At 57.1% G+C, this 25,892-nt stretch carries 24 protein-coding genes; 11 read left to right on the forward strand and 13 right to left on the reverse strand.

The window, feature by feature from the left end:
• Positions 1-158 precede the first annotated feature (158 nt).
• Both CFI10_RS08120 and CFI10_RS08125 read left to right on the forward strand, forming a co-directional pair.
• Complete coding sequence (locus tag CFI10_RS08120; RefSeq protein ID WP_206841195.1) at positions 159-2,108, forward strand: DNA topoisomerase III; 1,950 nt, start codon at positions 159-161, stop codon at positions 2,106-2,108.
• A 90-nt stretch (positions 2,109-2,198) separates the two neighbouring features.
• A complete protein-coding gene (locus tag CFI10_RS08125) occupies positions 2,199-3,632 on the forward strand; it encodes an aldehyde dehydrogenase family protein (RefSeq protein ID WP_206841197.1) in 1,434 nt (477 codons plus the stop codon).
• Between the two features lie 63 nt (positions 3,633-3,695).
• On the opposite strand, the gene CFI10_RS08130 is transcribed toward CFI10_RS08125, so the two are convergent.
• Genes CFI10_RS08130 through arsC form a run of 5 tightly spaced genes read right to left on the reverse strand, consistent with a single transcriptional unit; the run spans position 3,696 to position 7,642 of the window.
• Positions 3,696-4,610, reverse strand: coding sequence for a LysR family transcriptional regulator (locus CFI10_RS08130; protein WP_091826964.1), 915 nt, complete (start codon positions 4,608-4,610; stop codon positions 3,696-3,698).
• Between the two features lie 32 nt (positions 4,611-4,642).
• On the reverse strand, positions 4,643-6,310 hold the full coding sequence (locus CFI10_RS08135; protein WP_206841200.1) for a SufS family cysteine desulfurase: 1,668 nt from the start codon (positions 6,308-6,310) through the stop codon (positions 4,643-4,645).
• The gene (locus tag CFI10_RS08140) at positions 6,307-6,693 is read right to left on the reverse strand and encodes a DUF2069 domain-containing protein (protein ID WP_206841204.1); all 387 of its coding nucleotides are present in this window, start codon (positions 6,691-6,693) and stop codon (positions 6,307-6,309) included. The genes CFI10_RS08135 and CFI10_RS08140 overlap by 4 nt, the downstream gene beginning before the upstream one ends.
• Complete coding sequence (gene wrbA, locus CFI10_RS08145; RefSeq protein WP_206841207.1) at positions 6,693-7,295, reverse strand: NAD(P)H:quinone oxidoreductase; 603 nt, start codon at positions 7,293-7,295, stop codon at positions 6,693-6,695. Before wrbA ends, CFI10_RS08140 begins: the two co-directional genes overlap by 1 nt.
• Positions 7,292-7,642: an arsenate reductase (glutaredoxin) gene (arsC, locus tag CFI10_RS08150; protein WP_091826967.1), complete on the reverse strand. Its 351-nt coding sequence runs from the start codon at positions 7,640-7,642 to the stop codon at positions 7,292-7,294. The genes wrbA and arsC overlap by 4 nt, the downstream gene beginning before the upstream one ends.
• An 82-nt stretch (positions 7,643-7,724) precedes the next feature.
• Between arsC and CFI10_RS08155 the strand changes: the two genes are divergently transcribed.
• Entirely contained in the window at positions 7,725-8,966 is a 1,242-nt protein-coding gene (locus tag CFI10_RS08155; RefSeq protein WP_206841209.1) for a YihY family inner membrane protein, read from the forward strand.
• On the forward strand, positions 8,966-9,247 hold the full coding sequence (locus CFI10_RS08160; RefSeq protein WP_341868549.1) for an acylphosphatase: 282 nt from the start codon (positions 8,966-8,968) through the stop codon (positions 9,245-9,247). The genes CFI10_RS08155 and CFI10_RS08160 overlap by 1 nt, the downstream gene beginning before the upstream one ends.
• Here CFI10_RS08160 and CFI10_RS08165 read toward each other — a convergent pair.
• A complete protein-coding gene (locus CFI10_RS08165; protein WP_206841211.1) occupies positions 9,237-10,124 on the reverse strand; it encodes a LysR family transcriptional regulator in 888 nt (295 codons plus the stop codon). The genes CFI10_RS08160 and CFI10_RS08165 overlap by 11 nt on opposite strands.
• 106 nt (positions 10,125-10,230) lie before the next feature.
• Between CFI10_RS08165 and trpB the strand changes: the two genes are divergently transcribed.
• Positions 10,231-11,445 carry a tryptophan synthase subunit beta gene (trpB, locus tag CFI10_RS08170; RefSeq protein WP_206841212.1) on the forward strand — a complete coding sequence of 405 codons (1,215 nt, stop codon included), beginning with the start codon at positions 10,231-10,233 and terminating at the stop codon, positions 11,443-11,445.
• A gap of 10 nt (positions 11,446-11,455) precedes the next feature.
• Complete coding sequence (gene trpA / locus CFI10_RS08175) at positions 11,456-12,283, forward strand: tryptophan synthase subunit alpha (protein ID WP_206841214.1); 828 nt, start codon at positions 11,456-11,458, stop codon at positions 12,281-12,283.
• Positions 12,284-12,353: 70 nt separating this feature from the next.
• Here the strand turns inward: trpA and CFI10_RS08180 are convergent, their stop codons facing one another.
• A complete protein-coding gene (locus CFI10_RS08180) occupies positions 12,354-12,995 on the reverse strand; it encodes a glutathione S-transferase family protein (RefSeq protein ID WP_206841217.1) in 642 nt (213 codons plus the stop codon).
• Between the two features lie 114 nt (positions 12,996-13,109).
• On the opposite strand from CFI10_RS08180, the gene CFI10_RS08185 reads away from it, so the two are divergent.
• A complete protein-coding gene (locus CFI10_RS08185; RefSeq protein WP_206841222.1) occupies positions 13,110-13,661 on the forward strand; it encodes a TetR/AcrR family transcriptional regulator in 552 nt (183 codons plus the stop codon).
• A 52-nt stretch (positions 13,662-13,713) separates the two neighbouring features.
• Here the strand turns inward: CFI10_RS08185 and dmeF are convergent, their stop codons facing one another.
• The 4 genes from dmeF to CFI10_RS08205 all read right to left on the reverse strand — a co-directional run bounded on the left by dmeF (position 13,714) and on the right by CFI10_RS08205 (position 18,717).
• Complete coding sequence (dmeF, locus tag CFI10_RS08190) at positions 13,714-14,688, reverse strand: CDF family Co(II)/Ni(II) efflux transporter DmeF (RefSeq protein WP_206841236.1); 975 nt, start codon at positions 14,686-14,688, stop codon at positions 13,714-13,716.
• 122 nt (positions 14,689-14,810) lie between these two features.
• Entirely contained in the window at positions 14,811-16,523 is a 1,713-nt protein-coding gene (locus tag CFI10_RS08195; RefSeq protein WP_206841238.1) for a proline--tRNA ligase, read from the reverse strand.
• A 76-nt stretch (positions 16,524-16,599) separates the two neighbouring features.
• On the reverse strand, positions 16,600-17,076 hold the full coding sequence (locus CFI10_RS08200) for a 2-thiouracil desulfurase family protein (RefSeq protein ID WP_091826977.1): 477 nt from the start codon (positions 17,074-17,076) through the stop codon (positions 16,600-16,602).
• An 84-nt stretch (positions 17,077-17,160) separates the two neighbouring features.
• Positions 17,161-18,717, reverse strand: a complete 1,557-nt coding sequence (locus tag CFI10_RS08205) for a methyl-accepting chemotaxis protein (RefSeq protein ID WP_206841240.1) — start codon at positions 18,715-18,717, stop codon at positions 17,161-17,163.
• A gap of 265 nt (positions 18,718-18,982) precedes the next feature.
• On the opposite strand from CFI10_RS08205, the gene CFI10_RS08210 reads away from it, so the two are divergent.
• Genes CFI10_RS08210 through CFI10_RS08220 form a run of 3 tightly spaced genes read left to right on the forward strand, consistent with a single transcriptional unit; the run spans position 18,983 to position 21,871 of the window.
• On the forward strand, positions 18,983-20,629 hold the full coding sequence (locus CFI10_RS08210) for an AMP-binding protein (RefSeq protein ID WP_206841241.1): 1,647 nt from the start codon (positions 18,983-18,985) through the stop codon (positions 20,627-20,629).
• Positions 20,630-20,651: 22 nt separating this feature from the next.
• Positions 20,652-21,071, forward strand: coding sequence for a PaaI family thioesterase (locus tag CFI10_RS08215; protein WP_091826981.1), 420 nt, complete (start codon positions 20,652-20,654; stop codon positions 21,069-21,071).
• The gene (locus CFI10_RS08220) at positions 21,068-21,871 is read left to right on the forward strand and encodes an alpha/beta fold hydrolase (protein WP_206841243.1); all 804 of its coding nucleotides are present in this window, start codon (positions 21,068-21,070) and stop codon (positions 21,869-21,871) included. The genes CFI10_RS08215 and CFI10_RS08220 overlap by 4 nt, the downstream gene beginning before the upstream one ends.
• A 3-nt stretch (positions 21,872-21,874) precedes the next feature.
• On the opposite strand, the gene CFI10_RS08225 is transcribed toward CFI10_RS08220, so the two are convergent.
• Positions 21,875-22,483 (reverse strand): response regulator transcription factor, encoded by a 609-nt coding sequence (locus CFI10_RS08225; protein ID WP_206841245.1) that lies wholly within the window; start codon positions 22,481-22,483, stop codon positions 21,875-21,877.
• The gene (locus tag CFI10_RS08230; RefSeq protein ID WP_206841247.1) at positions 22,480-23,997 is read right to left on the reverse strand and encodes a PAS domain-containing sensor histidine kinase; all 1,518 of its coding nucleotides are present in this window, start codon (positions 23,995-23,997) and stop codon (positions 22,480-22,482) included. The genes CFI10_RS08225 and CFI10_RS08230 overlap by 4 nt, the downstream gene beginning before the upstream one ends.
• A gap of 155 nt (positions 23,998-24,152) precedes the next feature.
• On the opposite strand from CFI10_RS08230, the gene CFI10_RS08235 reads away from it, so the two are divergent.
• Positions 24,153-25,790, forward strand: a complete 1,638-nt coding sequence (locus tag CFI10_RS08235; protein ID WP_206841249.1) for an acyl-CoA synthetase — start codon at positions 24,153-24,155, stop codon at positions 25,788-25,790.
• Positions 25,791-25,892: the final 102 nt, after the last annotated feature.

Raw genomic sequence — 25,892 nt, forward strand, 5'->3', positions numbered from 1 at the left:
ATTAGCTCGTATTGATCAAATTTATAGATAATTTAGTGGGCTGTTCTGTCTCAGGTTAAGGCTAATATCTGAATAAACTGTTCTTATATACAGTCTTTATCGACATGTGTTGTCTGATCTCTTACTCTTGGCATTCCCAGGCCAATGCCCCGAATATCATGAAGCTCTACATCGCCGAAAAACCCAGTCTTGCCCGTGCCATCGCCGCTGTTCTGCCCGGCCCACAGAAGAAGGAGGAGGGGCTGATCCGCTGTGGCGGTGATCAGGTGGTGAGCTGGTGCATCGGCCATCTGCTGGAGCAGGCCGAGCCTGATGCCTACGATCCGGCCTACAAACAGTGGCGACTGGAACATCTGCCCATCGTACCCGGTGAATGGCAGTTGAAGCCGCGCAGCGGTGTGGCCAAGCAGGTGGCGGTGCTACGCAAGCTGGTGAAACAGGCGGACCAGATCGTCCATGCCGGTGACCCGGACCGCGAAGGCCAGTTGCTGGTGGATGAAGTGATCGACTTTCTCAAGGTACCGGCTACCAAGCGGGCACAGATGCAGCGCTGTCTGATTTCGGACCTGAACCCCGAGGCGGTGCGCCGTGCCATTGCGCGGCTTAAGCCTAATCAGGACTTTGTACCGCTGTCGGTGTCCGCATTAGCCCGTTCCCGCGCCGACTGGCTGTTCGGTATCAACATGACCCGGGCGCTGACCATCAAGGGTCGCAGTGCCGGCTATGACGGCGTGTTGTCCGTGGGACGGGTACAGACACCGGTGCTGGGGCTGGTGGTACAGCGTGATGCCGAGATTGCCGCCTTTGTGCCCAAGCCCTATTACGAAGTGGATGCTCATCTGCTCACCGAGCGGGGCGAGCGTTTTACCGCCCGCTGGCAACCCAGTGAAGCCTGCGCTCGTTTTCAGGACGAAGAGGGGCGGGTGCTGTCAAAGCCGCTGGCCGAAAACGTGGTGCAGCGCATTACCGGCCAGCCAGGTGTGGTCACCAAGGATGAACGCAAGACCGGCCAGCAGGCAGTGCCGCTGCCCTATAACCTGTCGTCGCTGCAGATCGACTGTGCCAAACGTTTTGGTCTCAATGCCCAGCAGGTGCTGGATGCGGCCCAGGCACTGTATGAAAAACATCAGCTGATCACCTATCCTCGGTCCGACTGCCGTTACCTGCCTGCCGAACACTTTTCCGAAGCGCCTCGTGTCACTCAGGCGATCGCTCGTACCCTGCCGGAGTTGGCGGGAGCGGTACAGAAGGCCGATTTGAGCCTCAGGTCCAAGGCGTGGAACGACAAAAAAGTAGAAGTGCATCATGCGATCATCCCCACCAGCAAGGCGGCGGCTTCGGATCGGTTGAGCCGTGCCGAGCTGCAGGTGTACAGCCAGATCGCCCGTCAGTATCTGATGCAGTTCTACCCGCCTTGTCGCTATGCCGATCGGCGTGTCGAGGTGGAGATTGCCGGTGGCCAGTTTGTGGCCAAGGTGCGTCAGATCACCGATCCGGGCTGGAAGGCGTTGATGGGCAAGGAGGCGCAGGAGGAGGACGAAGGTCAGCTGCCCGCGCTCACGGTGGGCGAGTCACTGCACTGTGAACGTGGTGAGCTGCTGGAAAAAATGACCCAGCCGCCCAAGGCGTTCACCGATGCCAGCCTGCTGGCGGCCATGACCGGCATTGCGCGCTTTGTGCAGGATGCAGAGCTGCGCAAGGTGCTGCGCGATACCGATGGCCTTGGCACCGAGGCTACCCGTGCCGGTATTATCGAATTGTTGTTCAAGCGCGGTTTTCTACAGCGTCAGGGCAAGCAGATTCACGCCACCGAGGCGGGCAAGGCACTGATCGCGGCATTGCCGGAGGAGCTGAGCCGACCGGACATGACCGCACACTGGGAATCGCAGCTGGATGCGATCAGCCGCAAGGCATTCAGCTATCAAGGGTTCATGCAGCCGCTGGAGCAGGCGCTACCGCAGCTGATCGAGCAGATCCGGCCCCAGGCAATGAACGGCATCAAGGCTCCGGCTGGACGCAAGGGTGGTGCAAACCGAGGCAAGCGAAGCGGCAGCCCGCGCAGGAAGGGATCACCCACTGCTCGGCGCAAGACGGCAAAAGCCGGCTGAGTTATATGGCAGAGCGTGATTTTGGGTGCTTGAGCCGCTACCCTTAACAGATTAAGTATCAGCCACGTGATAACAAGCGAGACACAGAGCATGCTGGAAAAACGCGACTTCTATATCAACGGCCAATGGGTGGCACCGACTCAGGCCAATGACCTTGAGGTGATTGACCCCTCCACTGAAAATGTCTGTGCCGTCATATCCCTGGGCACTCAGGCCGATACCGATGCCGCTGTGGCCGCGGCCCGCACCGCATTTGAAAGCTGGAGTCAGACCACCAAAGAGGAGCGGCTGGCGCTGCTGGAAAAGCTGTACAGCCGCTACAAGGCCCGTTCTCAGGAGATGGCCGAGGCGATCTCGCTGGAGATGGGCGCGCCGATTGCCCTCGCCCAGAGTGCTCAGTGGGGGGCGGGTGCCGGCCACCTGAAAAATTTCATTCGCGTGCTGCGCGAATATGAATTCGAGACCCCGTTGGGTGAGCATGCACCGGGCAACCAGATTCTTCGAGATCCGATCGGCGTGTGTGGTCTGATTACGCCCTGGAACTGGCCGATGAACCAGGTCACTCTGAAAGTGGCGGCGGCACTGGCAGCGGGTTGTACCATGGTGCTCAAGCCGTCCGAGATTGCGCCGCTTTCGGCCATGCTGTTTGCCGAGATGATCGATGAAGCCGGTTTACCGGCCGGTGTGTTCAATCTGGTGAACGGTAATGGTGCCGGTGTCGGGACTCAGCTGTCCGGACATCCCGATATCGATATGATCTCGTTCACCGGCTCGACCCGTGCCGGTATCGCCATCTCCAAAAATGCGGCTGACACGGTTAAGCGAGTCAGTCTTGAGCTGGGCGGCAAGGGGGCCAATATCATCTTTGCCGACGCGGATGAGAAGGCGGTAGTGCGTGGTGTTCGCCACTGCTTCATGAACTCGGGGCAGTCGTGCAATGCGCCGACCCGTATGCTGGTTGAGCGATCCATCTATGATCACGCGGTACAAACGGCCATTGAGGTGGCAGCCAAAACCGAGGTCAATCAGGCGTCACTGGAGGGCAAGCATATCGGACCGGTGGTCTCCAAAGCCCAGTTCGACAAGATTCAGGGGCTGATTCAGCAGGGCATCGATGAGGGTGCACGGCTGGTGGCGGGTGGTACCGGCAGACCGGACGGAATGAGCGAAGGCTACTTTGTGCGCCCCACCGTATTTGCCGATGTTACCAACGAGATGACCATTGCCCGTGAGGAAATCTTTGGCCCGGTGCTGTCGATCATCCCCTTTGACAGCGAAGAAGAAGCGCTGCGCATCGCCAATGACAGCCCCTATGGTCTGACGCATTATGTGCAGACACAGGATGCCGACAAGGCCAAGCGTGTGGCGCGCAAGTTGCGTTCGGGTATGGTACAGATGAACGGTGAATCGCTGGGTGGCGGAGCGCCCTTTGGTGGCTACAAGCAGTCCGGCAATGGTCGCGAGGGCGGCCCCTGGGGGCTGGAGGAGTATCTGGAAGTGAAGGTCGTGACCGGCTGGAGCTGATTTTTCTGGCCCCACTGGCCAAACGGCAGCCCTGTACCGGTAAGACGGAACAGGGCTGTTGTTTCAACCGTCCAGGTGTACCAGTCGATTCTGTACCCAGGGGTGATCGCGCAAGCGCTCTGACATATGGTCAAGAAATGCGCGCACCCGTGGGTTAAGGTTGCGGCGGCTGGCGTACAGTGCGTTGATCTCCAGTGGGTCTAGGGTGAACTCATCAAGCACGCGCACGATGCGACCGGTCTTGACCAGTTCACCGCAGAACACCTCAGGCAGACGCCCAATTCCCATTCCCTGCAGGATCATTTCCCGCACGAAACTCATGCTGTTCGTTCTCAGTCGGCCGCCCATGGTGACCGGTTCGTTGTCATTCCAGTTGGTAAAGCGCAGGTGATCAAAGGGCTTGAGCAGGCTGATGCACTGGTGATGAGCGAGGTCATCCGGTGTCTTGGGCATGCCGTGCTGTTCCAGGTATTCAGGCGTTGCAAAAAGTCCCCGGTGCAACCCGGCAATATGACGTGCAATCAGGCTGGAGTTAGGCAAAGGGCCAAGTCGCAGAGCCAAGTCGACCCCTTCCTCAATCAGGTCAACGGTCCGGGTGCTCAGCTCGACATCCACTTCCAGTTTTGGGTAGGTCTGCATGAAGCTGGTGATCACTTCGTTCATCATGAACACACCGATCTCGGTGGGCATGGTCAGGCGCAGACGGCCACGCAGCTCGGTTTTGGATGCACTGATGTCGTCCTGAACGGCTTCCAGATCATCCACCAAAGGCTGCGCCCGGTTGAACAGCTCCTCACCTTCCGGCGTGAGCTTGAGTTTGCGGGTGGTGCGTTGTATCAGCCGGATACCCAAGGTGTCCTCCAGCTGCGCGATACGGCGGCTGATGGTGGACTTCTGTACATTCAGGCTGTCGGCTGCGGCGGTAAAACTGCCGGTTTCGACAACACGGATAAACAGGCTGAGGTCATTCAGATTCATCAAACTCTCCAGAACAGAAAAGAGACCCGGACCTAGCCTCGCGGATCACGCGCGAAGGCCTCGATGGCCTGAATAATGGCCGCCACTCCATTGCCGCGGGATGGGCTCAGGTGACGGCGAATATCCAGCTGATCCAGAACAGCACCGAGATCAGTGCTCAGCAGCTCGGCCGGTGTAAGGCCGTTGATACGGTCGAGCAGAAGCGCCAGCAAAGCTCGCAGAATACGGGCATCCGCATCGGCCTGACAGGCCAGCCGGCCAGCGTCATCCAGTGCCGGGACAAGCCATACACGCGATTCACAGCCATGCAGACGGTAGCAGTCCTGCTTGAGAGCGTCGGGGAGCCCCGGCAGGCTTTGACCAATGTGCATCAGGGCTTGATAGCGGGCGTTCCAGTCTGTTGCAGAGTATACCCTCTTAATCAGGTTTTGGGAGGTTTTTTGTTCGATAAATGCAACGGTGGTTGAGGTTGTCTGGCTCTGTATCAGCTGATCGAGGCAGCTGGCGAGCTGTTCGGCTTCATCCAGTCGGTTGTAAAAGGCAAAGGATGCACGCAGTGAACCCGGCAGTCCTAATGATCGCATCAGCGGCATGGCGCAGTGGTGACCGGCGCGAATGGCAATACCGTGACGATCAAGCCAGTGGGCCACATCCTGCTGGTGGAAACCTTCAAGTTCAAACGACAGCAGACTGACTCGATCACTGCCAAAAGGCAGCTCACGGAAGCCTTTAAGTTGCGAGCAGCAGTCTCGTGCGTGCTGTAGAAGTGTCTGTTCATGCCGTTCCATGGCCGTACGATCCTGCTGCTGCAGGTATTCAATGGCGGCTGCCAGCCCTATGGCGCCCTCGATATTGGGCGTACCGGCCTCAAAGCGAAACGGCAGATCGGCATAGGTTGTTCCGCTGAAACTGACATCGCGGATCATCTCGCCGCCACCTTGCCATGGGGGCATCTGCTCAAGCAATTCTCGGCGTCCCCAAAGGGCGCCGATGCCGCTGGGTCCAAACAATTTATGGCCAGAAAAGGCGTAGAAATCACATCCGAACCTGGTCAGATCAATATCAAAGTGAGGCAGGGCCTGTGCACCATCCACCAGCGTGACAGCACCGGCATCGCGGCCAAGCCTGCACAGCTGTTCAACGGGATAGCGCGTGCCCAACGCATTTGAGACATGACTCAACGCAATTAGTTTTGGGCGTTTCTGCAGCAGCAGCTGATAGGCTTCAAGATCCAGATCACCATCAGGCTGCAATGGGATCACTTCAATGCGTGCGCCCACCGTTTCGGCCAACATCTGCCAGGGTACGATATTGGCGTGATGGGAACTCTGCTGCAGCAGAATCAGGTCATCGGCGCGCAACTGGTTACGACCCCAGCTCTGGGCGACCAAGTTGATCGCTTCAGTGGTGCCGCGTGTCCAGATAAGGAAGGCAGGATCGTCAATGCCGAGCCAGTTAGCCAGGGTGGTGCGGGCCTGCTCGAAGGCAGTTGTGGCCTGTGCTGACAGCGCATGGCTGCCGCGATGTACATTGGCGTTGCTCGTCTTGTAAAAGCGACTGATGGCTTCGATGACGACACGAGGCTTTTGGGTCGTGGCTGCATTATCGAGGTAGATCAGTGGCTGGCCATGTACTCGCTGCGACAGCAGCGGGAAATCCCGCCGCCAGCGCACAGGGTCAGAAGGGCGGGAATGGGTCAAGCCGTTGCCTCTGCTGCCTGAGATCGGTCAAGCTGACTGCGCCAGCGCGCATATAGCATGGCCGCGTTAAACAGCGTTACCAGCAGTACACAGTCGATGATGCCGAGCCAGCGAGTGGGTGGCACCAATGCGGCAATTACGGCTTCAAGGAAGTAGAGCAGAAGCACAAAGCATAGCCAGGCATGACCACGCGGCTTTCCTGAAATCACAACCGGTGCAAAGGCTGCAAGCGGCAGAAAGTGCACCAGCCAGATAACCCATGGATTGTCGCCCTTTGAAGGTGACAGCCAGAGATACCAGAGAGTGAACAGCAACAGCAGGCCGAAATAGCTCAGTAGAACCAGTATGCGGCTGATGCGGGTTTTCAGTTCCAAGGTGCTCATCAGACCTCCCGATGCAGTTTGAGTGCCAGCTGAGCCAGGCGTCGGCCCTGCTTGGCCGCCAGCGCCTTTTCATGTTCATCGAGTTCAGAGCGCTCACTCTGACCACTGACGTGGGTTGCCCCGTAGGGTGTGCCGCCAGTCTGAGTTTCCAGCAGCTCGGTTGCGCTGTAGGGCAGCCCAGCGAGCACCATGCCGTGATGCAAAAGAGGCAGCATCATGCTGATCAATGTGGTTTCCTGTCCACCATGCAGGCTGGCACTGGAGCTGAAAACGCAGGCTGGCTTGTCGATCAGGGCACCGGAGAGCCAAAGGCTGCTGGTGGAGTCGATAAAGTACTTGAGTGGCGCTGCCATATTGCCAAAGCGGGTGGGGCTGCCCAGCGCAAGGCCTGAACAGTGGGCGAGGTCGGCTTCGATACAGTAGATGTCGCCACTGTCGGGGATGTCGGACGCAGTCGCCTCGCACACGGTCGATACAGGCGGGACCGTGCGCAGCCTTGCTTCCATCCCGGCCGCTTCAATACCGTGGGCTATCTGATGAGCCAGGGCACGGGTCGCGCCACTGCGGCTGTAATAGAGCACCAGAACGTATGGCTGACTCACGCCAAAATCTCCAGTACCGCTTCCGGCGGGCGACCGATGCGGGCGCGATCGCCGTTGATGACGATCGGGCGCTCAATCAGTTTGGGGTGCTGGGTCATCGCCTTGATAATGGCGGCATCATCCAGCTCCGGGTTGTCCAGACCGGCCTCTTTGTACTCGGCCTCTTTTACGCGTAGCAGCTCCCGCGGGCTTATGTTCAATGCTGCCAGTACTTGTTTCAATTCGTCAGCCGTTGGGACATCCTTCAAATATTCCCGCACCTCAGGCTCGATACCCTGTTCCTGCAGAAGTTGAAGGGTCTGGCGTGACTTGGAACAGCGTGGATTGTGATAGATGCTAATCGACATAAGGGCTCCGTTTCGGGCTTTCAATACAGTCTCTGGGGCCCTATTGTATAGGGCATAACCTTGTTTAGTTAAGAGAGAGTGTATGCAGAAGGGATCCCTGCCTGTGGTTTTGGTATTCATTCGTTCACTGGCACGTCAGTTTCAGGCCAATCAGGGCATCCTGAATGCGGCGGCCCTGACTTATACCACGCTGTTTGCCGTTGTTCCCTTGATGACGGTGTCTTACTCGATGCTGGCAGCTGTACCGAACTTCAAAGGGGTTGGTGAGCAGGTTCAAGCCTGGATCTTTGCCAATTTTGTGCCTGCTACCGGTGAAGTGGTACAGGACTATCTGGGTACCTTTGCCTCGCAAGCGCAAAGTCTGACCGTAATCGGTATCGTGTTTCTGGTCATTACCTCAATCATGATGATGAAAAACATCGAGGCGGCCTTCAACCGGATCTGGCGAGTGGCCGAGCCGCGCAAGGGACTGTCGAGCTTTCTGCTCTACTGGGCCGTGCTGAGCCTGGGTCCTGTCCTGATTGGTCTGGGACTGCTGCTGACCTCCTATATCGCCAGCCTGTCCATTATCACCAGTGCCACCGAGGTGGTTGGACGGGCACGACTGCTGTCAGTCTTGCCCCCGATATTTTCGGCCCTGGCGTTCATGCTGCTGTATGCGGCAGTACCCAATTGTCGCGTACCGTTGCGAAATGCGGCTCTTGGTGGTCTTTTTGCGGCTGTCCTGTTCGAAATCGCCAAGCGTGGCTTTGTCCAGTTCGTCACTCTATCGCCGTCCTATCAGCTTATTTATGGTGCTTTTGCGGCAGTGCCTCTGTTTCTGGTCTGGATCTATATCAGTTGGGGAATCATTCTGCTGGGGGCTGAACTTACACGGTTGCTGACGGTGAGTCAGGTCAATAAGTACCGGACCAATGAGCCTCACCTGTATACTATTTTGGCCGTGCTGCAGCGCCTCTGGCGCGCGCAGCAGGAAGGTGAGCCCGTACCTGATCGGGTGTTGCTCAAAGAGGTTCCCGGGCTTGATCAAGGGCGCTGGGATGATTACGTACAGTTGCTCAGTGGCGCCGGACTGATTCGGCGTACAGAGGGTGGGCAGTATCTGCTCAGTCGTGATCTTGGCAGTTATACCCTGTTGCAATTGCAGCAGGAGCTGCCCTGGCCACTGCCGGACCCGTTGCCCGAAGAGGGTGAGCACTGGCAGCGAGAACTTCAGCTAAGGTTGCGTCAGTTGCAGGTGCAGCGGGGCGAAGCGCTTAACCTTAGCCTGCAGTCACTGTTTCGTGACAATGACAGACAACACGAACTGGAAACACGGGAGTGATGATGGCAAAAATCTGTGTGCATGCGCGGATAACCGGCCGGGTACAGGGTGTATGGTTCCGTCATTTTACCCGCGAACAGGCGGAGGCAAACGGTCTGACCGGTTGGGTCCGAAATCTGCCGGACGGGTGTGTCGAGGCACTGCTGTGCGGTGAGGAAAAGGCAGTACGTCACGTAGAGGCCTGGCTCAACACTGGGCCGGAATTGGCCAATGTGGCGGATGTCAGCTCTGATGATCAGTCTTTCGATGACAGCCTGCAGGCGTTCGAGATTATCGACTGAGCGCTTTCTTGAGCCATTGTGCCAGCTGGAGAGCCCGTGGCGATGCGGTCTCGCCGGGCAGCCAGAGGCTGAGTCTGGCATCGGTCTCAATAAAGCCCCACGGGGCTGCCAGCCGGCCGGTTCGCAGATCCTCTTCCACCAGATATTCAGGTGCAATCGCAACGCCCAACCCCACCAGTGCGGCCTCTAGCATGTAGTTGAGATGCTCGAATGATTGCCCAATGGTCAATTCAGATACGGCCAGATTTTGCGCATGGCACCACAGCGGCCACGCCTGTGGCCGCGACAGGGTTTGCAGCAGTGGCAGCTGCAGCAGGGCAGCTGGGTCCGGCTGTGAGGTTGATGGTACCAGTTTGGGGTGCATCACCGGACCGATTCGCTCCGGAGCCAGATCAATCACCAACTGATCGGATGGCCAGGGCGGGCTGGCAAATCTCAGCGCTGCATCTATCCCGGGCCTCAGAGTCTGCTCTTCTTCACTGGCGGTCAGATGCAGCTCAAGCTCAGGGCAGTCCTGTTTGAGCTGATCAAGGCGTGGGATGAACCAGCGGGCGAGAAAACTGCCGCTGCAGCTGAGTACCAGTGGAGCGCCGGCGGCCTCACGTTGCAGCGCATTGCAGGCGCGTTCAAGCTGTGAGAATGACTCCTGCGTTGTACGGTAGAGGCGGTGTCCGCTGTCGGTCAGTTCAATGCCGCGGCCAACGCGCCGAAACAGCTGTACACCGAGTTGCTCTTCAAGTTGCCGGATTTGACGGCTGACCGCACCATGGGTGACGTGCAGACACTCAGCGGCGCGCGTGATACTCAACTCGCGTGCAGCCGCATCGAAGGCACGCAAGGCGTTGAGCGAAGGCAGGGAATGCAGGGATCGTGTCATTTTATCTGTTACTTTTTCTCACAAATATGTGTGATCTTATCGTTTTTTAATCGTCATTGCATGTACTAGACTTGCCGTCAAATCCAGGCTTTTTGGAGTAACACACATGAGCACAGACAACACTCTCAGGCAGGGTCCCGACGCCAGCGGCTTTTTTGGCCGTTTTGGTGGTCGTTTTGTAGCCGAAACCCTGATGCCGCTGATACTCGAATTGCAGGCGGAGTATGAGCGTGCCAAGCAGGCCCCGGCCTTTCACGCCGAGCTGGAGAATTTGCAGAAGGATTATGTCGGTCGCGAAAGCCCGCTTTACCTTGCCGAGCGCCTGACCGAGGAGTTGGGTGGAGCCAAAATTTACCTCAAACGCGAAGACCTTAACCATACCGGCGCACACAAGATCAATAACTGCCTGGGGCAAATTTTGCTCGCCCGCCGCATGGGCAAAAAGCGCATCATTGCCGAGACTGGTGCCGGCATGCACGGTGTGGCCACCGCAACCGTTGCAGCTCGTTTCGGCATGGAGTGCGTGATCTACATGGGCAGCACTGACATTCATCGTCAGCAGCCCAACGTGCAGCGGATGAAACTGCTGGGCGCCAAGGTCATTCCCGTGACCAGTGGTACCGGCACGTTGAAAGATGCGATGAACGAAGCGCTGCGTGACTGGGTGACCAATGTCGACAGCACTTTTTATATCATCGGCACGGTAGCGGGTCCGCACCCCTATCCGGCTATGGTACGCGATTTCCAGGCTGTCATCGGTGAAGAAACCCGGCGCCAGGTCATGGAAAAGGAAGGGCGCTTGCCGGATACCTTGATCGCCTGTATTGGCGGTGGCTCCAACGCCATGGGGCTGTTTCACCCGTTCCTGGATGACGCATCGGTCAAGATGATCGGCGTGGAAGCCGGTGGTGAAGGGCTCGACAAGCGTCATGCGGCCAGCCTCAAGGGCGGTGAGCCGGGTGTGCTGCACGGCAACCGTACCTTCCTCTTGCAGTCCGAAGACGGCCAGATTCAGGATGCACACTCGATCTCGGCCGGTCTGGATTACCCGGGCATCGGTCCTGAACATGCATGGTTGCATGACATCAAGCGTGTTGAATATGTGGCCATCACTGACCAGGAAGCGCTGGAAGGGTTCAAGGCACTGTGCAAGTACGAGGGCATCATCCCGGCGCTGGAGTCATCCCATGCCATCGCCTATGTCACCAAACTGGCACCGACGCTGCCGAAGGACCATATCATCGTTATCAACCTGAGTGGCCGTGGTGACAAGGACATGGCAACCGTAACCGAACATCTGGCAGCCGAGCTGGCGCAGTAAGGGGTATAGAATGACAGCAAGCAATACCGCCAGTCGCATGGAGCGCCGCTTTGCCGCGCTGAAACAGGAAAACCGTGCGGCGCTGGTCACCTTTGTTACCGGTGGTGACCCTGACTATGACAACAGCCTCAAAACGCTGCTCGGACTGCCGGGCGCCGGTGCGGACATTATTGAGCTGGGCATGCCGTTTACCGATCCAATGGCAGACGGTGCGGCCATTCAGTTGGGCAGCCAGCGTGCACTGGCCGGTGGCCAGAACATGGTCAAGACCCTGCAGATGGTACGCGAACTGCGCAAGCAGGATCAGGATACGCCTGTGGTGCTGATGGGGTACTACAACCCGGTCTACCGCTACGGCGTGGAAAAATTCCTGCAGGAGGCGGCTGAAGCCGGTGTGGATGGACTGATTGTGGTCGATTTGCCGCCGGAGCATGATGATGAGCTTTGTATTCCTGCCCGTGAAGTGGGTATCCACTTCATTCGTCTGGCAACACCGACCACCGATGCCAAGCGCCTGCCGGGTGTACTGAACAATACCTCCGGCTTCCTGTATTACGTTTCCAGTACCGGTGTAACCGGTGCCGCCGCTCCTACACCCGAGAAGGTGCAGAAAGAGGTGGAAGCAATCAAGGCACATACCGAAATTCCTGTGGCTGTGGGGTTCGGTATCCGTACACCGGAGCAGGCTGCGCGGATCGCGGGTTTCGCTGATGGTGTAGTGGTGGGCTCGGCACTGGTTGACTGCATCGCGCAGGCCGAAACGCCGGAAGCGGGTACTCAGGCCGTGCTTGCGCTGACACGTGAGCTGTCTACCGCCGTGCGCACAGCTCGACAGTAAAACGGTTTAACGGATCTTCAATCCCGGATCTGCAGTCAACAGCTGCCGGTCCGGGATTTTTGTGTTTGGCTCACGCCATATTCAACACCTTCTGCCCCGAGGGGCGCTGACGCATCCGTTCCAGATATTCCTTTACTGCTCCGCTCCCGATCAGTTCGTCACCCAGCGGCAGCCTGGCGACATAGTCCAGAATCGGTGTCAGCAGTGCATCAGCCATGCTGTAGTCCCGACCGCAGATAAACGGGTTGTCTGCCAGCAGCTCGCGCACACGTTTAAGCACGGAGCGGGCAGCCGGCAACCTTTCCTGTACCTTGTCCAGACGAACCTGGCCGTCTGCCCCCTTGGGAAATGCAAATTCCAGCACGATATCGCGTAACAGCGCCTGGTCAATATAAAGTGCAATTTCGGCACTGCGTTCATCTACACGTGCGCGCTCAAGAGGATCGGCAGGCTGCAGGGCAGGGCCATCAAAGCGTGCATCCAGGTATCGACAGATGGTACTGGTTTCTATCAGTATCTGACCGTCATGCAGCAAAGCCGGCAGCTTGCCGTAGGGATGGATTGCGAAATGCTCGGGACTTTTGGAACGGATCTCCGTGCTGGCGGGAGCCATGCCGCAGGTATAGTGGATACCTTTTTCCTCGCAGCAAAGCATGACCGAACGGGCAAAGCTGCTGAATGTTGGGGCAAAGATGTAGACGCTGCTTTCCATTGGGTGTCTCCTTCGTGTTGTGAAAGACTGCAGTCTGGTACGAACTCAAAATATGTTAAAGAACATATTGTTGTCCTGTGGCATGCTGTATCGGAGTCCAGCAGGAGAATTGACATGCCATGGCCTAGCACGCGCCGTGCCGAGAGTCGTGATCGGATATTATTCAGTGCCGAAAGGTTGTTCACCAAGTCCGGCTTTGACCAAGTCAGCATCGACCAGGTGATGCAGGATGCAGGTATGACCCGAGGTGCCTTTTATGCCCACTTTCGTTCCAAACAGGAGCTGTATTCCGAAGCGATTCTATCGGCTGCATGGCGTATGGGCGCTCAGCATCCGACCGATGTCGAGACGCTGATTCGGGCTTATCTGAGCCCCGAGCACCTTGGGCAGAAGAAAGGAAGCTGTCCGCTGGCGTTTCTGGTATCGGATATTGGTCAGCGCGATCAGCCGGTACGGGACAGCTACACAAAAGTATTCAGTGCATTGGCTACCAAGGTTTCTGGCGTACCTGATGCGGAGCCCGATGCAGCTGCGTTGAGGGCTTTGGTGCTGATGGTGGGTGGTGTGGCGGTTGCGCGGGCGCTAAATGATCCGATACTGGTGGAGAGGGTGCTGGCAGCCTGTCGTGAGGGTGCCTTGTCGGAGACGGCGTCCGTGCCGCTCTAAAATGGTGTCCCCGGCTGGCTCCCGAAGGGCTCCGACCCGGGCGAATGTGGGGTCAGTCTACTGCGTGGGCACAGTTCCGGCAGTAGTTGACCTCGATAATGGGGTGGTACAGGTCTTCAATCGCGCACAAGTCGGCACGGTATTCTTCCGGCGTCGTATTGCCATGGGTCACCACGGCGGCAACCAGTGTCCATGCTCCCTGTCCGACCGACCAGACATGCAAGTCGACGATGGTGGTATCGTCGTGTTTGCGCAGTTGTTCGAGTGCTGCATGGCGGATCGTATCGGGACCTTCCCGATCCAGCAACACGCCGGAAGTCTGGCGCAGCAGCCCCCATGACCAACGCAGAATAATCAACGACGCGACCAGTGCAATTGCCGGGTCCAGCCAGGTCCACCCCCATAGCCAGGCAGCGGCCAAGCCCGCAATGGCGGCAACGGAGGTGAGGACATCGGCCATGATGTGTACCAGAGCCGCACGCAGATTCGTGTCCTCATGGTGTTCGTGTGCATGTTCACTGTGGCTGTGGCTGTGATGGTGCTCGTGCTGGCCGGACAGCAGCCAGATAGAGACCAGGTTTACTGCCAGACCAATGATCGCCACGATCATCGCTTCCTGGGGCATGAGTTCGGTTGGTTTCAGCAGTCGATGAATCGACTCGTAAATCAGCCAGAGTGTTGAGACACCCAGTAGCAAAGCACTGGTATAGGCGGCCAGGTCGGCAATCTTGCCGCTGCCCAGACTCAGACGGCGATCGTGAGCATGGCGGCGCGATAGATAGTAGGCGAGTGCAGCCAGGCCTAATGCCATTGCATGCCCCGCCATGTGAATACCGTCAGCAAGCAGTGCCATGGAGCCGGTAACAAGACCGGCGATCACTTCTGCCAGCATGGTGACCAGTGTTAGCAGAGTGACCAGAGTGGCGCGCTGTTCGGCCTTGCGCTTGTGTCCTTGACCGAAGTCGTGCGGATACTGAAGTTGATCTGCCGTCTGACATTCCAGGGAGGAGGGGGTCTGTTTGGACATGACAACTCCGAAAGTCGATTACACAGGTGAAGCTCACGAGTGTATCAGGGATTCGGGTAAAGCGAGAGGCGGTAGCAGGAGGGGAAATCGGGTGCCCGAACGCAATTCGGGCACCCAAGGAATCAGCTCATGCGGCTGAGCAGGAATTCCAGCGCGGTATCGGCCGCAATATCCTGAGACTCGGCGTCACGGCGACCCTTGTATTCCAGTGTGCCGTTTTTCAGGCCACGATCGGAGATTACCAGTCGGTGAGGCAGTCCCATCAGCTCCATATCGGCAAACTTGACGCCTGGGCGCTCCTTGCGGTCATCCAGTAGTACATCAACACCCGCCTTGCGCAGCGCATCGTAGAGCTCATCCGACTTGGCGCGCACCTCTTCCGACTTGTCGTAGTTCAGCGGAACCAGTGCCACACTAAAGGGCGCTAATGCCTCTGGCCAGATAATGCCGTTATCGTCATGATTCTGCTCGATAGCAGCAGCCACCACGCGTGTTACGCCGATGCCGTAGCAGCCCATGCTCATCACCGTGGCCTTGCCGTTTTCATCCAGCACGGTTGCGCTCATCGCTTCGGAGTATTTGCGCCCCAGCTGGAAAATGTGTCCAACTTCGATACCGCGACGGATCTGGATGCGGCCCTGGCCACATGGGCTTGGGTCACCTTCGACCACGTTACGGATGTCAGCCACCTGCGGGGTGGGCAGGTCACGTTCCCAGTTGATGCCGAAGTAATGTTTGTCGTCAACATTGGCGCCGGCGCCAAAGTCAGACAGTGTTTCAACGCTGCGGTCGATGATGCAGGGAATCGGCAGGTTGATCGGTCCAAGTGAGCCGGGCCCAGCACCAATGACGCCACGAATCTCGTCATCTGTGGCGAAACGCAGGGGAGCCTCAACGCCGTGCAGTTTTTCGGCTTTCACTTCGTTCAGCTCGTGATCGCCTCGCACCAACAGTGCGACAAAGTCAGCATCAATCTCATCGCTTGCCGCCACGATCAGTGTCTTGACCGTCTTCTCAATCGGCAGGTTGAACTGCTCTACCAGCTGAGCAATGGTTTTGGCGTTGGGTGTGTCGACCAGCTGCATCTCTTGCGTTGGGGTCTGACGCTGGCCCAGTGCCAGTGCTTCAGCCATCTCGATGTTGGCGGCATAATCACTGCTGTCGGAGAAGGCGATGTCGTCTTCTCCGGACTGAGCCAGAACATGGAATTCGTGTGACGAATCACCGCCAATAGAGCCGTTGTCGGCCAGCACGGGGCGGAAGTCCAGACCCAGACGGGTGAAAATGTTGGTGTATGCCTGGTGCATGATTTTATAGGTATCGACCAATGAATCCATATCGGCGTGGAAGGAGTAGGCATCCTTCATGATGAACTCACGCGAGCGCATGACACCGAAGCGAGGACGGATTTCATCACGGAATTTGGTCTGGATCTGATAGAAGTTCGTTGGCAGCTGTTTGTAGCTTTTGATTTCGCGGCGAATCAGGTCGGTAATCACCTCTTCGTGTGTCGGGCCGACACAGAACTCGCGGTCATGACGGTCACGCAGACGCAGTAGTTCGGGGCCATACTGTTCCCAGCGGCCTGATTCCTGCCATAGCTCAGCAGGTTGAATGGCGGGCATCAGCACTTCCTGAGCACCGGCAGCGTCCATCTCTTCACGCACAATGCGCTCCACCTTGCGCAGGGTGCGCAGGCCCAGCGGCAGCCAGCTGTAAAGGCCGGAGGCGACTTTGCGAATCAGCCCGGCACGCAGCATCAGCTGGTGGCTGATCACCTCGGCGTCAGAGGGAGTCTCTTTCAGGGTTGCAATCAGGTATTGGCTAGCTCGCATCGATATGCAGTCCGTTTCAGAATGAAAATGGCCCCCATTTTAGGGGGCCGGACGCAGGCTAACAAGTGTTCTGGTGTCAGGCGGCCTGACAGTGTTGTTCGACAAACTGGATAAGAGCGTCAAGCTGGTGTTCGTTAAACACCGGCAAGCCGTTGCGAATCAGCTCATCGGCCGCCACACCGGGGGCGTTTGTGAGCGTGCCCGTGAAGCTGCCATCGTAAATTTCCTGGTTGCCGCAGGAAGGGCTGCGGGCTTTCATCAAGGCGCAGCAACAGTCATGTTTGTGTGCCAGTTCAAGCGTTTTCTCGGCCCCGCTGAGAAACTCGGGAGTTACATCGTCCCCGGTGCTGGTTGTGATCAGGATGGGAAAGCGGGTTTGGGTCTCAGCCGGGGGCCGGGGAGTGGGCAGGCCACCAAGGGTTTCTGGGCAGACGGTTACCAGTTTTCCCTGCTGTTGCCAGCGCTTGAGGATCGGGTGGTCAAGCAGATTGTCGCGGCCGTCATAGCGCACCTTGGCCCCGAGCAGGCAGGCGCTGATCAAAACTTTACTCATAAATACTCTGCACAATCGTGTTTATTGTTATTTTAGCGCGCGTATTTTACCGCTCTGTTGCAGTCAGGGCCAATACCACCAAAGTCAGGACTGCATGATGCAGTCCACCAGGTAGCGCTGTCGCTCCGCAAGTCTGACCGCATCGTTGTTCAGTTTCAGTGTTAGCGCGGCGTCAGCCACCGTACGCTGAGCGCCTTCACTGATAAGCTCGATCTGTTGGCTAACCTCACGCACGACACTGCTTTGCTCTTCGCTGGCACCGGCAATGCGAGTGGCCATGTCACTGATCAGCTCTATCGCCCCAAGAATTTTTGCCAATACAGCACCGGTCCCCTCGATCTGTTCAACACTCTGTTCCGATAGGGTGCGCTTTGCATCCATGGCGGAGACAATGGCGCCTGTTTGTTGTTGCAAAGCGCCTATCATTTTTTGAATTTCCCCGGTTGCCTGCTGGGTACGCTGTGCCAGCTGGCGAACTTCATCGGCTACAACGGCAAAACCACGGCCGTTCTCACCAGCGCGTGCGGCCTCAATCGCGGCATTCAGGGCCAGAAGGTTGGTCTGTTCGGCAATATCACGAATCACATTGATGATGGAGCCGATCCCTTGGCTCTGCTGCTGCAGGGCCGCTACAGAATGGGTTGTGTCCGCAATCGAGTCAGCCAGGCTGCGGATGCCGGAGACCGCTGCATCTACGACCTGTTGCCCCTGGCGGGCGCTGGACTGTGCAGCCTGGGTCTGATCGGCGGTGTTGGCGGTGCTGGTGGTCATCTCCTGAATCGTGGAGCTGATCTGATTCATGGCGGTTGCCAGTTGAATAAGTGAAGATTGCTGCTCCTCGATTTCATTGCAGGTGCGGCTCATCACATCGATGCTTTGATGCGCCCCACTGAGGACTTCTCCCGAAGCGTTTTGCATCCGCATCAAAACCGAGTCCAGCTGAGACTGCAGCATCTGCAGGCTCAGGTTCAGCTGACCAATATCGTCATGGGTGCCGGTATAGATCAACTGCTTGATAGGGTGGTTGACCAGTGTACGACTCTGTCGTACCAGGGCTCGCAGCGGCTTGCATAGCCAGGTTGTGCTGATAAAGAGCAGCAGCAGGGTAGTGGCGACTGCAGCCCAGTAGAGAGGCTCGGACATATACTGCCAGAGTCCAGCCAATAGCATGGGCAACAGGCAGAGGCTTTGTGTGATCCAGAGCCGTCCGCGCAGATCCGGCAGAGGCCAGCGCAGTGCAAGGGGCATTTTGCCCTGGCGGCGCAGGCGATAGATGGTGGCGGCTCGTTCGGTCGCGATTCTGGGTGGAATACGGAAAATGCATTGGCATTCGATAATGCGGCCCTGTTCAATGACCGGGATAACGTAGGCATCGAGCCAGAGAGGGGAGCCATCACGGCGAGCAAGCTGCAGCATTCCCATCCAGGGCTTGCCTTTGCCAACGGTACTCCAAAGGTCCTTGATCGGTCCTTCGGGCATTTCATTGTGGCGCAGGGATTGGAGCATCTGCCCTGTTAATGACGGGCGCTCATGGCCACTGTATTCGATAAAGGCGTGGCTGGCTTCACGAATTTCACCCTCGGGGCCGGTGACGAGAATCAGGTTATTATCCTGGGGCTGGGTCTTATTATTCTGTTCCATATTGATCCGCTGTTGGCTGGTCGATTGGGGTACGGACCCTGCAAATTACAGGCCACCCTGAAGATCGATTTTGACCCTTGATTGCAACGAAAAATAGCCATTCAGTGCAGCATTTGGTCACTTCATGCAGTTGCATAATGATGATTTGATCAATTTGGTCAGGAAGGTTTACGTCAACGACAAGCAGTTATATATTCGGGATATCCCTTAAGGGAAACTGCTGCTTCCCGGCTCCGATAATAAAGATAAAAAGAGGGGAATACCCATGAGTAACCAGGCTTACAAGCCATTCTATGACCAGTTTGATGCCCAACAGCTGGCCGCCCGGATTCTTCAGGGCGACTTGACCCAGGGGATCAATGTCTGTGTCGAAATCTGCGACAAATGGGCGTCTGATCCCAACCGAATTGCGCTGAACTACCAGGGTGTAGAGCGCCCCCCCGAAAGCTGGAGCTTTGCCAGGCTGAAGGCTGAGTCGGCCCGTTTTGCCAACCTGCTGTTGCAACAGGGTGTTGGCAAGGGAGACCGAGTGGCCGCGCTGTTACCGCGTACGCCGGAGCTGCTGGTGGTGATTCTTGGCACGCTCAAGGCAGGAGCGGTATATCAGCCGCTGTTTACAGCCTTTGGCCCCGGCGCCATCGAATACCGTCTGGACAAGGCCTCAACCCGTCTGGTCGTAACCGATGACCAGAACCGTTTCAAGCTTGATGACGTTAAAAACTGCCCGCCCATTGTGCGCGTAACAGCTGCCGGGCCTGACAATCATCAGGATATTGACTATCACGGCAGCCTGGCGGCCCAGTCGGAACAGTTTGAGCCTGTGCTGGTGAGCGCCGACGATCCGATGCTGCAGATGTTTACCTCCGGTACGGTTGGCAAGTCCAAGGGGGTTGCTGTGCCGGCGCGTGCGCTGCTTTCATTTCATGTCTACATGACCTGGGCGATTGATCTGAAACCTGAGGATCAGTACTGGAATGTTGCTGACCCGGGTTGGGCCTATGGGCTCTATTATGCGGTAATCGGCCCACTGCTGTTGGGCGCGACCACGCACTTCAATGAGAATGGTTTCACCCCCGAGACCACCTATCGCATGATCCGTGAGTACGGCATCACCAATCTCGCGGCCGCTCCAACGGCCTATCGCATGTTAATGGCGAACGATCATGTCCTGGCCAAAGATGAGCAGCTGGGACTCAGGGTAGCCAGCAGTGCCGGCGAGCCACTTAACCCCGAAGTGATTAGTTGGGTGGGGCGCCGTCTGGGTTGCCCGGTAATGGATCATTATGGCCAGACTGAAACCGGGATGACCTGTTGTAACCATCATGCTCTGGAGCACCCGGTACGGGTAGGGTCCATGGGCTATTCATTGGCCGGCCATCGCGTGGTTGCACTCAACGGTGAGTATGAAGAGGTGGGGCAGGATGAAACCGGTCAGCTGGCCGTTGATGTTGAGCACTCCCCGCTGTTTTTCTTCCAGGGCTACACCTGGGGCGAGAAGGATCCTTTCCATGGTCGTTACTATCTGACCGGTGATGTGGTGATCAGCCACGGCGATGGCAGTTACTCCTTTACCGGGCGTGACGATGACATCATCACGACGGCTGGCTACCGTGTGGGGCCGGCGGATGTGGAGAGTACCTTGCTGGAACACCCAGCGGTGGCGGAGTCCGGCGTGGTAGGCAAGCCAGACAGTTCTCGCGGGTCCGTGATCAAGGCCTATGTGGTGATTAAGCCGCAGTACGACCCCGATGAGACACTGGCCGATGAACTCAAGGAGCTGGTACGAAATCGGCTGTCGACCCATGCCTTCCCGCGTGAAATAGAGTTTGTGCAGGAGCTGCCGAAAACGCCCAGTGGCAAAATACAGCGCTTTATTCTGCGTAACCAGGCGCGGGAAGAGGCTGATCAATAAGAATATGATAAGGAGTGACCCGATGCAGGTCATGGATTTTGATGAGATGCAGCTGTTCCTGCGTGACCATTTTCCGCAGGGAGAGCAGTATGGTCGGTTGGATTCTCTGGGCGATGGTTGGGCCGAAATGAGACTGGCAGTGGGTGATGATCATTTGCGACCCGGTGGTACGGTTTCAGGCCCGACCATGATGGGATTGGCGGATGTGGCGCTGTATGCGGCACTGCTCAGCCGAATTGGCCCGGTCGCCCTGGCTGTGACCATCAATCTCAATATCAATTTTCTGCGCAAGCCCAAAGCCAATGTGGATCTGTTGGCCCGTGCCGAAATGCTGAAGGTGGGCAAGCGGCTGGGGGTGGGTGAAGTTTATATCCGCTCCGCCGGTGAAGATGACCCGGTGGCCCACGCGACCATTACCTACTCGATTCCGGAGGGGGCATGAGTTCAATTCAATGGCACGATGAGCAGGTCGAGCTGAGTGAAGGTGTGAAGCTGCAGCTGCGTTGGGGACGCCAGCCATCCGGTAAAGGAAGGCCTGTACTTGTGCTTCTGCATGAGGCGCTGGGTTGTATCGACATGTGGAAACGGTTTCCACAGCAGTTGGCTGAAGCGACGGGGCTGGATCTGCTGGTGTTTGAGCGTCGGGGGTATGGCCGCTCAACACCCATTACGTTGCCGCGCCCGGATGATTATCTGCTGCAGGAAGGACAAAAATGGCTGCCGCAACTATTGGACCGGCTTGGGCTTGATCAGGTGATTCTGTTTGGTCACAGTGATGGCGGCTCCATTGCCATGATTGGTGCCGCCAGCTGTCCCGAGCAGGTAAAGGCAGTGGTTACGCTGGCGGCTCATATCTATGTGGATCACCTGACGCTGGCCGGAATAAAAGAAGCGGTGAAACGTTACCATGGCACCGATCTGCCGGAGCGCCTGGCGCGCTATCATGGTGATCGGACAGATCTTATTTTCCGCGCATGGTGCGAAACCTGGCAGCGCCCGTCCTGTTATCAGGCCTTGAATCTGCGACCGCAGCTGGCCGAGATCCGCTGCCCGTCACTGATTATGCAGGGCGATCGGGATGAGTATGGTGTGCCAGAGCAGGTGACTGACAGCTGTGCGGCCATTGGCCCGCAGGCCGAAGCTGCGTTCATAGCTGACTGCGGCCATGTGCCCCACCTGGAGCACCCTCAGGCGGTGATCGATCGCACGCGCGTCTTTCTGGCTGAAGCTGGATTGGTCTGAGCCCTAGAGCGCCAGTCGGCTGTGCATCTGCACCAGCTGTGCCAGACTTTCTGCCCTCATCTTGCTCATTACACGGGAGCGGTGAACTTCCACTGTTTTCGGGCTGATTCCGAGGGTTTCGGCAATCTCACGGTTGGAGTTACCGGTCACCACCAGCTCCATCACCTCACGCTCGCGCCGGCTCAGCGTTTCATACAGCTCCTGCAGCTCTCGCTGTTCGTTCTGTTCGCTGAAACGCTTGCCGGCTTCGGCCATCGCCTTGTCGACCAGGCGTAGCAGCACCTCGTCATCGAATGGTTTCTCAAGAAAGTCGAGAGCGCCGTTTTTCATGGCGTTGACGGCCATGGGTACATCACCGTGGCCGGTAATGATGATGACCGGCAGACGAATGTCACGCTCCAGCATCAGTTGCTGCAATGCCAGACCGTTGATTTCCGGCATGCGAACATCCAGCAGCATGCAGCCGGAGCGGCCGTCGTACTGGTCAAGAAAGAGTTGCGCCGACGCGAAGCTCTCGACGTTGTATGGGGTGGACTCCAGCAGCCACTGCATGGAATCTCTGAAGTCCGCATCGTCATCGATGATAAAAACGGTTGCCTGTGAGTTGGTCATGCCTGCCCCTTGAGCGGGAGTTGAAAGTGAAACCGGGTGCCACTTTGACCATCGCTCTCAACCCAGAGCCGGCCACAGTGGCTTTCGATAATGGTATGTGAAATGGACAGCCCCATGCCAAGCCCGTTTTCCTTCGAGGTGATAAACGGCTCAAACAGGTTGTCCAACTGGGCCGGGTCGATGCCTGGCCCCTGGTCGATGACGCTGACCGTAATACGTTTGCCTTCGACTCGGGTCCGAATGGTAACCGGCTTGGGGCTGATGTCAGAGTCGCTGTAGGCTTCGATCGCGTTGCGAACCAGATTGAGCAAAACCTGCTCGATCTGAAGGCGGTCGGCTTCAAGTATGGGGTTGTCGGGGTCGAGGTCGAAGTCGAAGCGGATGCTGTTGTCGAGCGCTTCCTGATTGAGGAATCGAGTTACCTCGATGCAGGTCTCATTGACTGGGAAGCTGACACGCTGGAACTCGGTGCGACGGACAAATCGACGCATGCGCTTGATGATTTCGGAAGCGCGCCTGGCCTGGGCCGATATCAGTTCCATGGAGCGAGTAACCTGAGTCAGCTCTGTGATCTGGCCTTCTTCGAGCCTGCGGAAGGTGCCGTTGCAGTAATTGATAACGGTCGCCAGCGGCTGGTTGATCTCGTGAGCCAGCTCGGTGGCCATTTCACCGACCGACAGCAGGCGTGACATGTGAGCCATTTCCAGCTGCTGGCGCTTTGCCTTTTCTTCCGCCTTGCGCTTGAGCGTAATGTCGCGGGCAATGATGGAGTAGTACTCCACCTGCATGTTTTCGGCACGGTTGCGGTGGGCAATGATTTCACGAATTTCAGCGATGCGACCGGGGTTGCCGGCCGGGTAAAGCGGGATGCTGCCGTACCAGGTCCCGTACAGGGCAGCATGTTGCAGCGCAGGCTCTACCAGTGTGTGCAGCACATCCTGCGGGAACAGCTGGTTAAGGTAGAACACCGCCAGATTTTCGCGTTCGGCACCGAAGGTGCGGTAGGCCGTTTCATTCATGTAGGTAAGCTGCAGCGTGCGGTGGTTGCAGAACAGGATAATGTCCGAGGATGCTTCCACGACTCGCGCCAGTCGTCGGGTCGCTTGCTGTGCCAACTCACGCTCGGTGACATCGCGGGATACGCAGATAATCTCGACAGGGTGTCCAAGCTCATCACGAATGGTGCGACTGGTGGTTTCCAGCCAGATGTAGTGGCCGTCCCGGTGCTGAAAGCGGTATACATTGGTATACATGCCGCGGCGATAGCGAACTGAATCGGCTCGTTTCTTCAGGTTGTCGGCATCGTCCGGGTGAAACAGGTCATAACCCGAGGTGCCGATGATTTCGTCCGCACGATAGCCCAGCATGCGCTCGATGGCAGGATTAACATCGATGAAGGTCCACTCGGGCGTGGGTGTATGGCGCGAAATCATGTCGGTGGACTGTTCGGCCAGCAGACGATAACGGTCCGCTTCCTGCAGACAACGCTGCAGTTCCTGCTCAAGTGGTTGCATGCATTTTCCTTATCATTTTGCGCATCTTGGCCGGCACAATCTTATGATTTTAGGTCCTATTGTGTAATAAGGGAAAATACGTATCATGAGATGACTGGATGGAATCAAATCAACCGAGGATGGCTCCCCAAAGCACTGGTGGAGAGGAACCTATAATGACAATGAATAACCATAATCCTTACGCGCTGGGACTGGATCAAAACCCGGCCAACTACGCCACACTCAGCCCGCTGAGCTTCATTGCTCGCACTGCTGCAGTTTATCCAAACCGAACCGCTGTGGTGCATCATAAAGTGCGCCGCAACTGGGCCGAGACTTACAGCCGCTGTCGCCGTCTCGCCAGCGCACTGAGCCAGCGCGGCATCAGCAAGGGTGATACGGTTGCCGTCATGGCACCCAATCTACCGGAGGTGTTTGAAGCTCACTTCGGAGTGCCCATGTGTGGCGCAGTGCTGAACGCACTGAATGTTCGTCTTGATGCTGAAGCGATCGCGTTCATTTTGCAGCACGGTGAAGCTAAGGTGATCATCGTGGACCGTGAGTTCTCGGACGTCATTGCCAAAGCTATCAAAATCGCACGCATCAATCCGATCCTGATCGATATCGATGATCCGTCCTACGAGGGTGGCGAGTTGATCGGCGAATGCGATTATGAGGCTTTCATTGGCACAGGTGACGCCGAGTATGAATGGCAATTGCCCGCCGATGAGTGGGATGCCATCACGCTGAACTATACCTCTGGCACCACCGGCGATCCCAAGGGCGTGGTCTATCACCACCGTGGCGCCTACCTCAATGCGATCAGCAACGTGGTGTCATGGAACATGGGCGACCAGCCCATCTATCTCTGGACCCTGCCGATGTTTCACTGCAATGGCTGGTGTTTCCCCTGGTCCATTGCCGCGGCTGCCGGTGTCAGTGTCTGCCTGCGTCATGTACGGGCAGATGATATCTACCACCTTCTCAAGACAGAAAAGGTGGACCACTTCTGCGGCGCCCCCATCATATTGAACATGCTGAACAATGCCTCTGATGAGCTCAAATCCGGTATTGAGCATCAGGTGAAAGTGATGACGGCAGGTGCAGCGCCGCCTGCCTCGGTTATCGAAGGTATGGAAAACATGGGTTTCAGTGTGACTCATGTGTACGGTTTGACCGAAACCTATGGCCCCTGTGTGGTATGTGCCTGGCATGATGAGTGGAATGAAAAAACGGTTAACGAACGTGCCCGATTGAAATCCCGTCAGGGCGTGAAGGCACCGATGCTTGAAGGGTTAATGGTCGCCAACCCCGATACCCTTGAGCCTGTGCCGCAGGATGGTGAAACCATCGGCGAAATTTTCATGCGCGGCAACCTGGTGATGAAGGGCTATCTGAAAAATCCGACAACCACTGATAAGGCGTTCGAAGGTGGCTGGTTCCACTCCGGGGACCTGGCTGTCTGGCATGCCGACGGCTATGTCGAGATCAAGGACCGCTCGAAGGACATTATCATTTCGGGCGGGGAAAACATCTCCAGCATTGAGATCGAGGATGTACTCTACCGTCATCCTGCAGTGATGGAGGCGGCCGTCGTAGCGCAGCAAGACGAGAAATGGGGTGAAATCCCCTGTGCCTTCGTCACTCTTAAAGCAAATGCTGGTGAGCTTTCTGAAGCAGAACTCATTCAGTTCTGCCGTGACAATATGGCGCACTTCAAGGCACCCAAATGCGTGGTGTTCTGCGAACTGCCAAAAACCTCAACCGGCAAGATCCAGAAATTTGTTTTGCGTTCACAAGCAAATCAAAAATAATGAGCAGGATCAAAAAGCTGTAGCAGATTGAAGCCGCCTTTTGGCGGCTTTTCTGATAATGTTGGCCCTTCCCTGAACCCGCCGTGCTCGGTAAGGTCCAAT

It is taken from the genome of Marinobacterium iners, assembly GCF_017310015.1.
Taxonomy (GTDB): domain Bacteria; phylum Pseudomonadota; class Gammaproteobacteria; order Pseudomonadales; family Balneatricaceae; genus Marinobacterium; species Marinobacterium iners.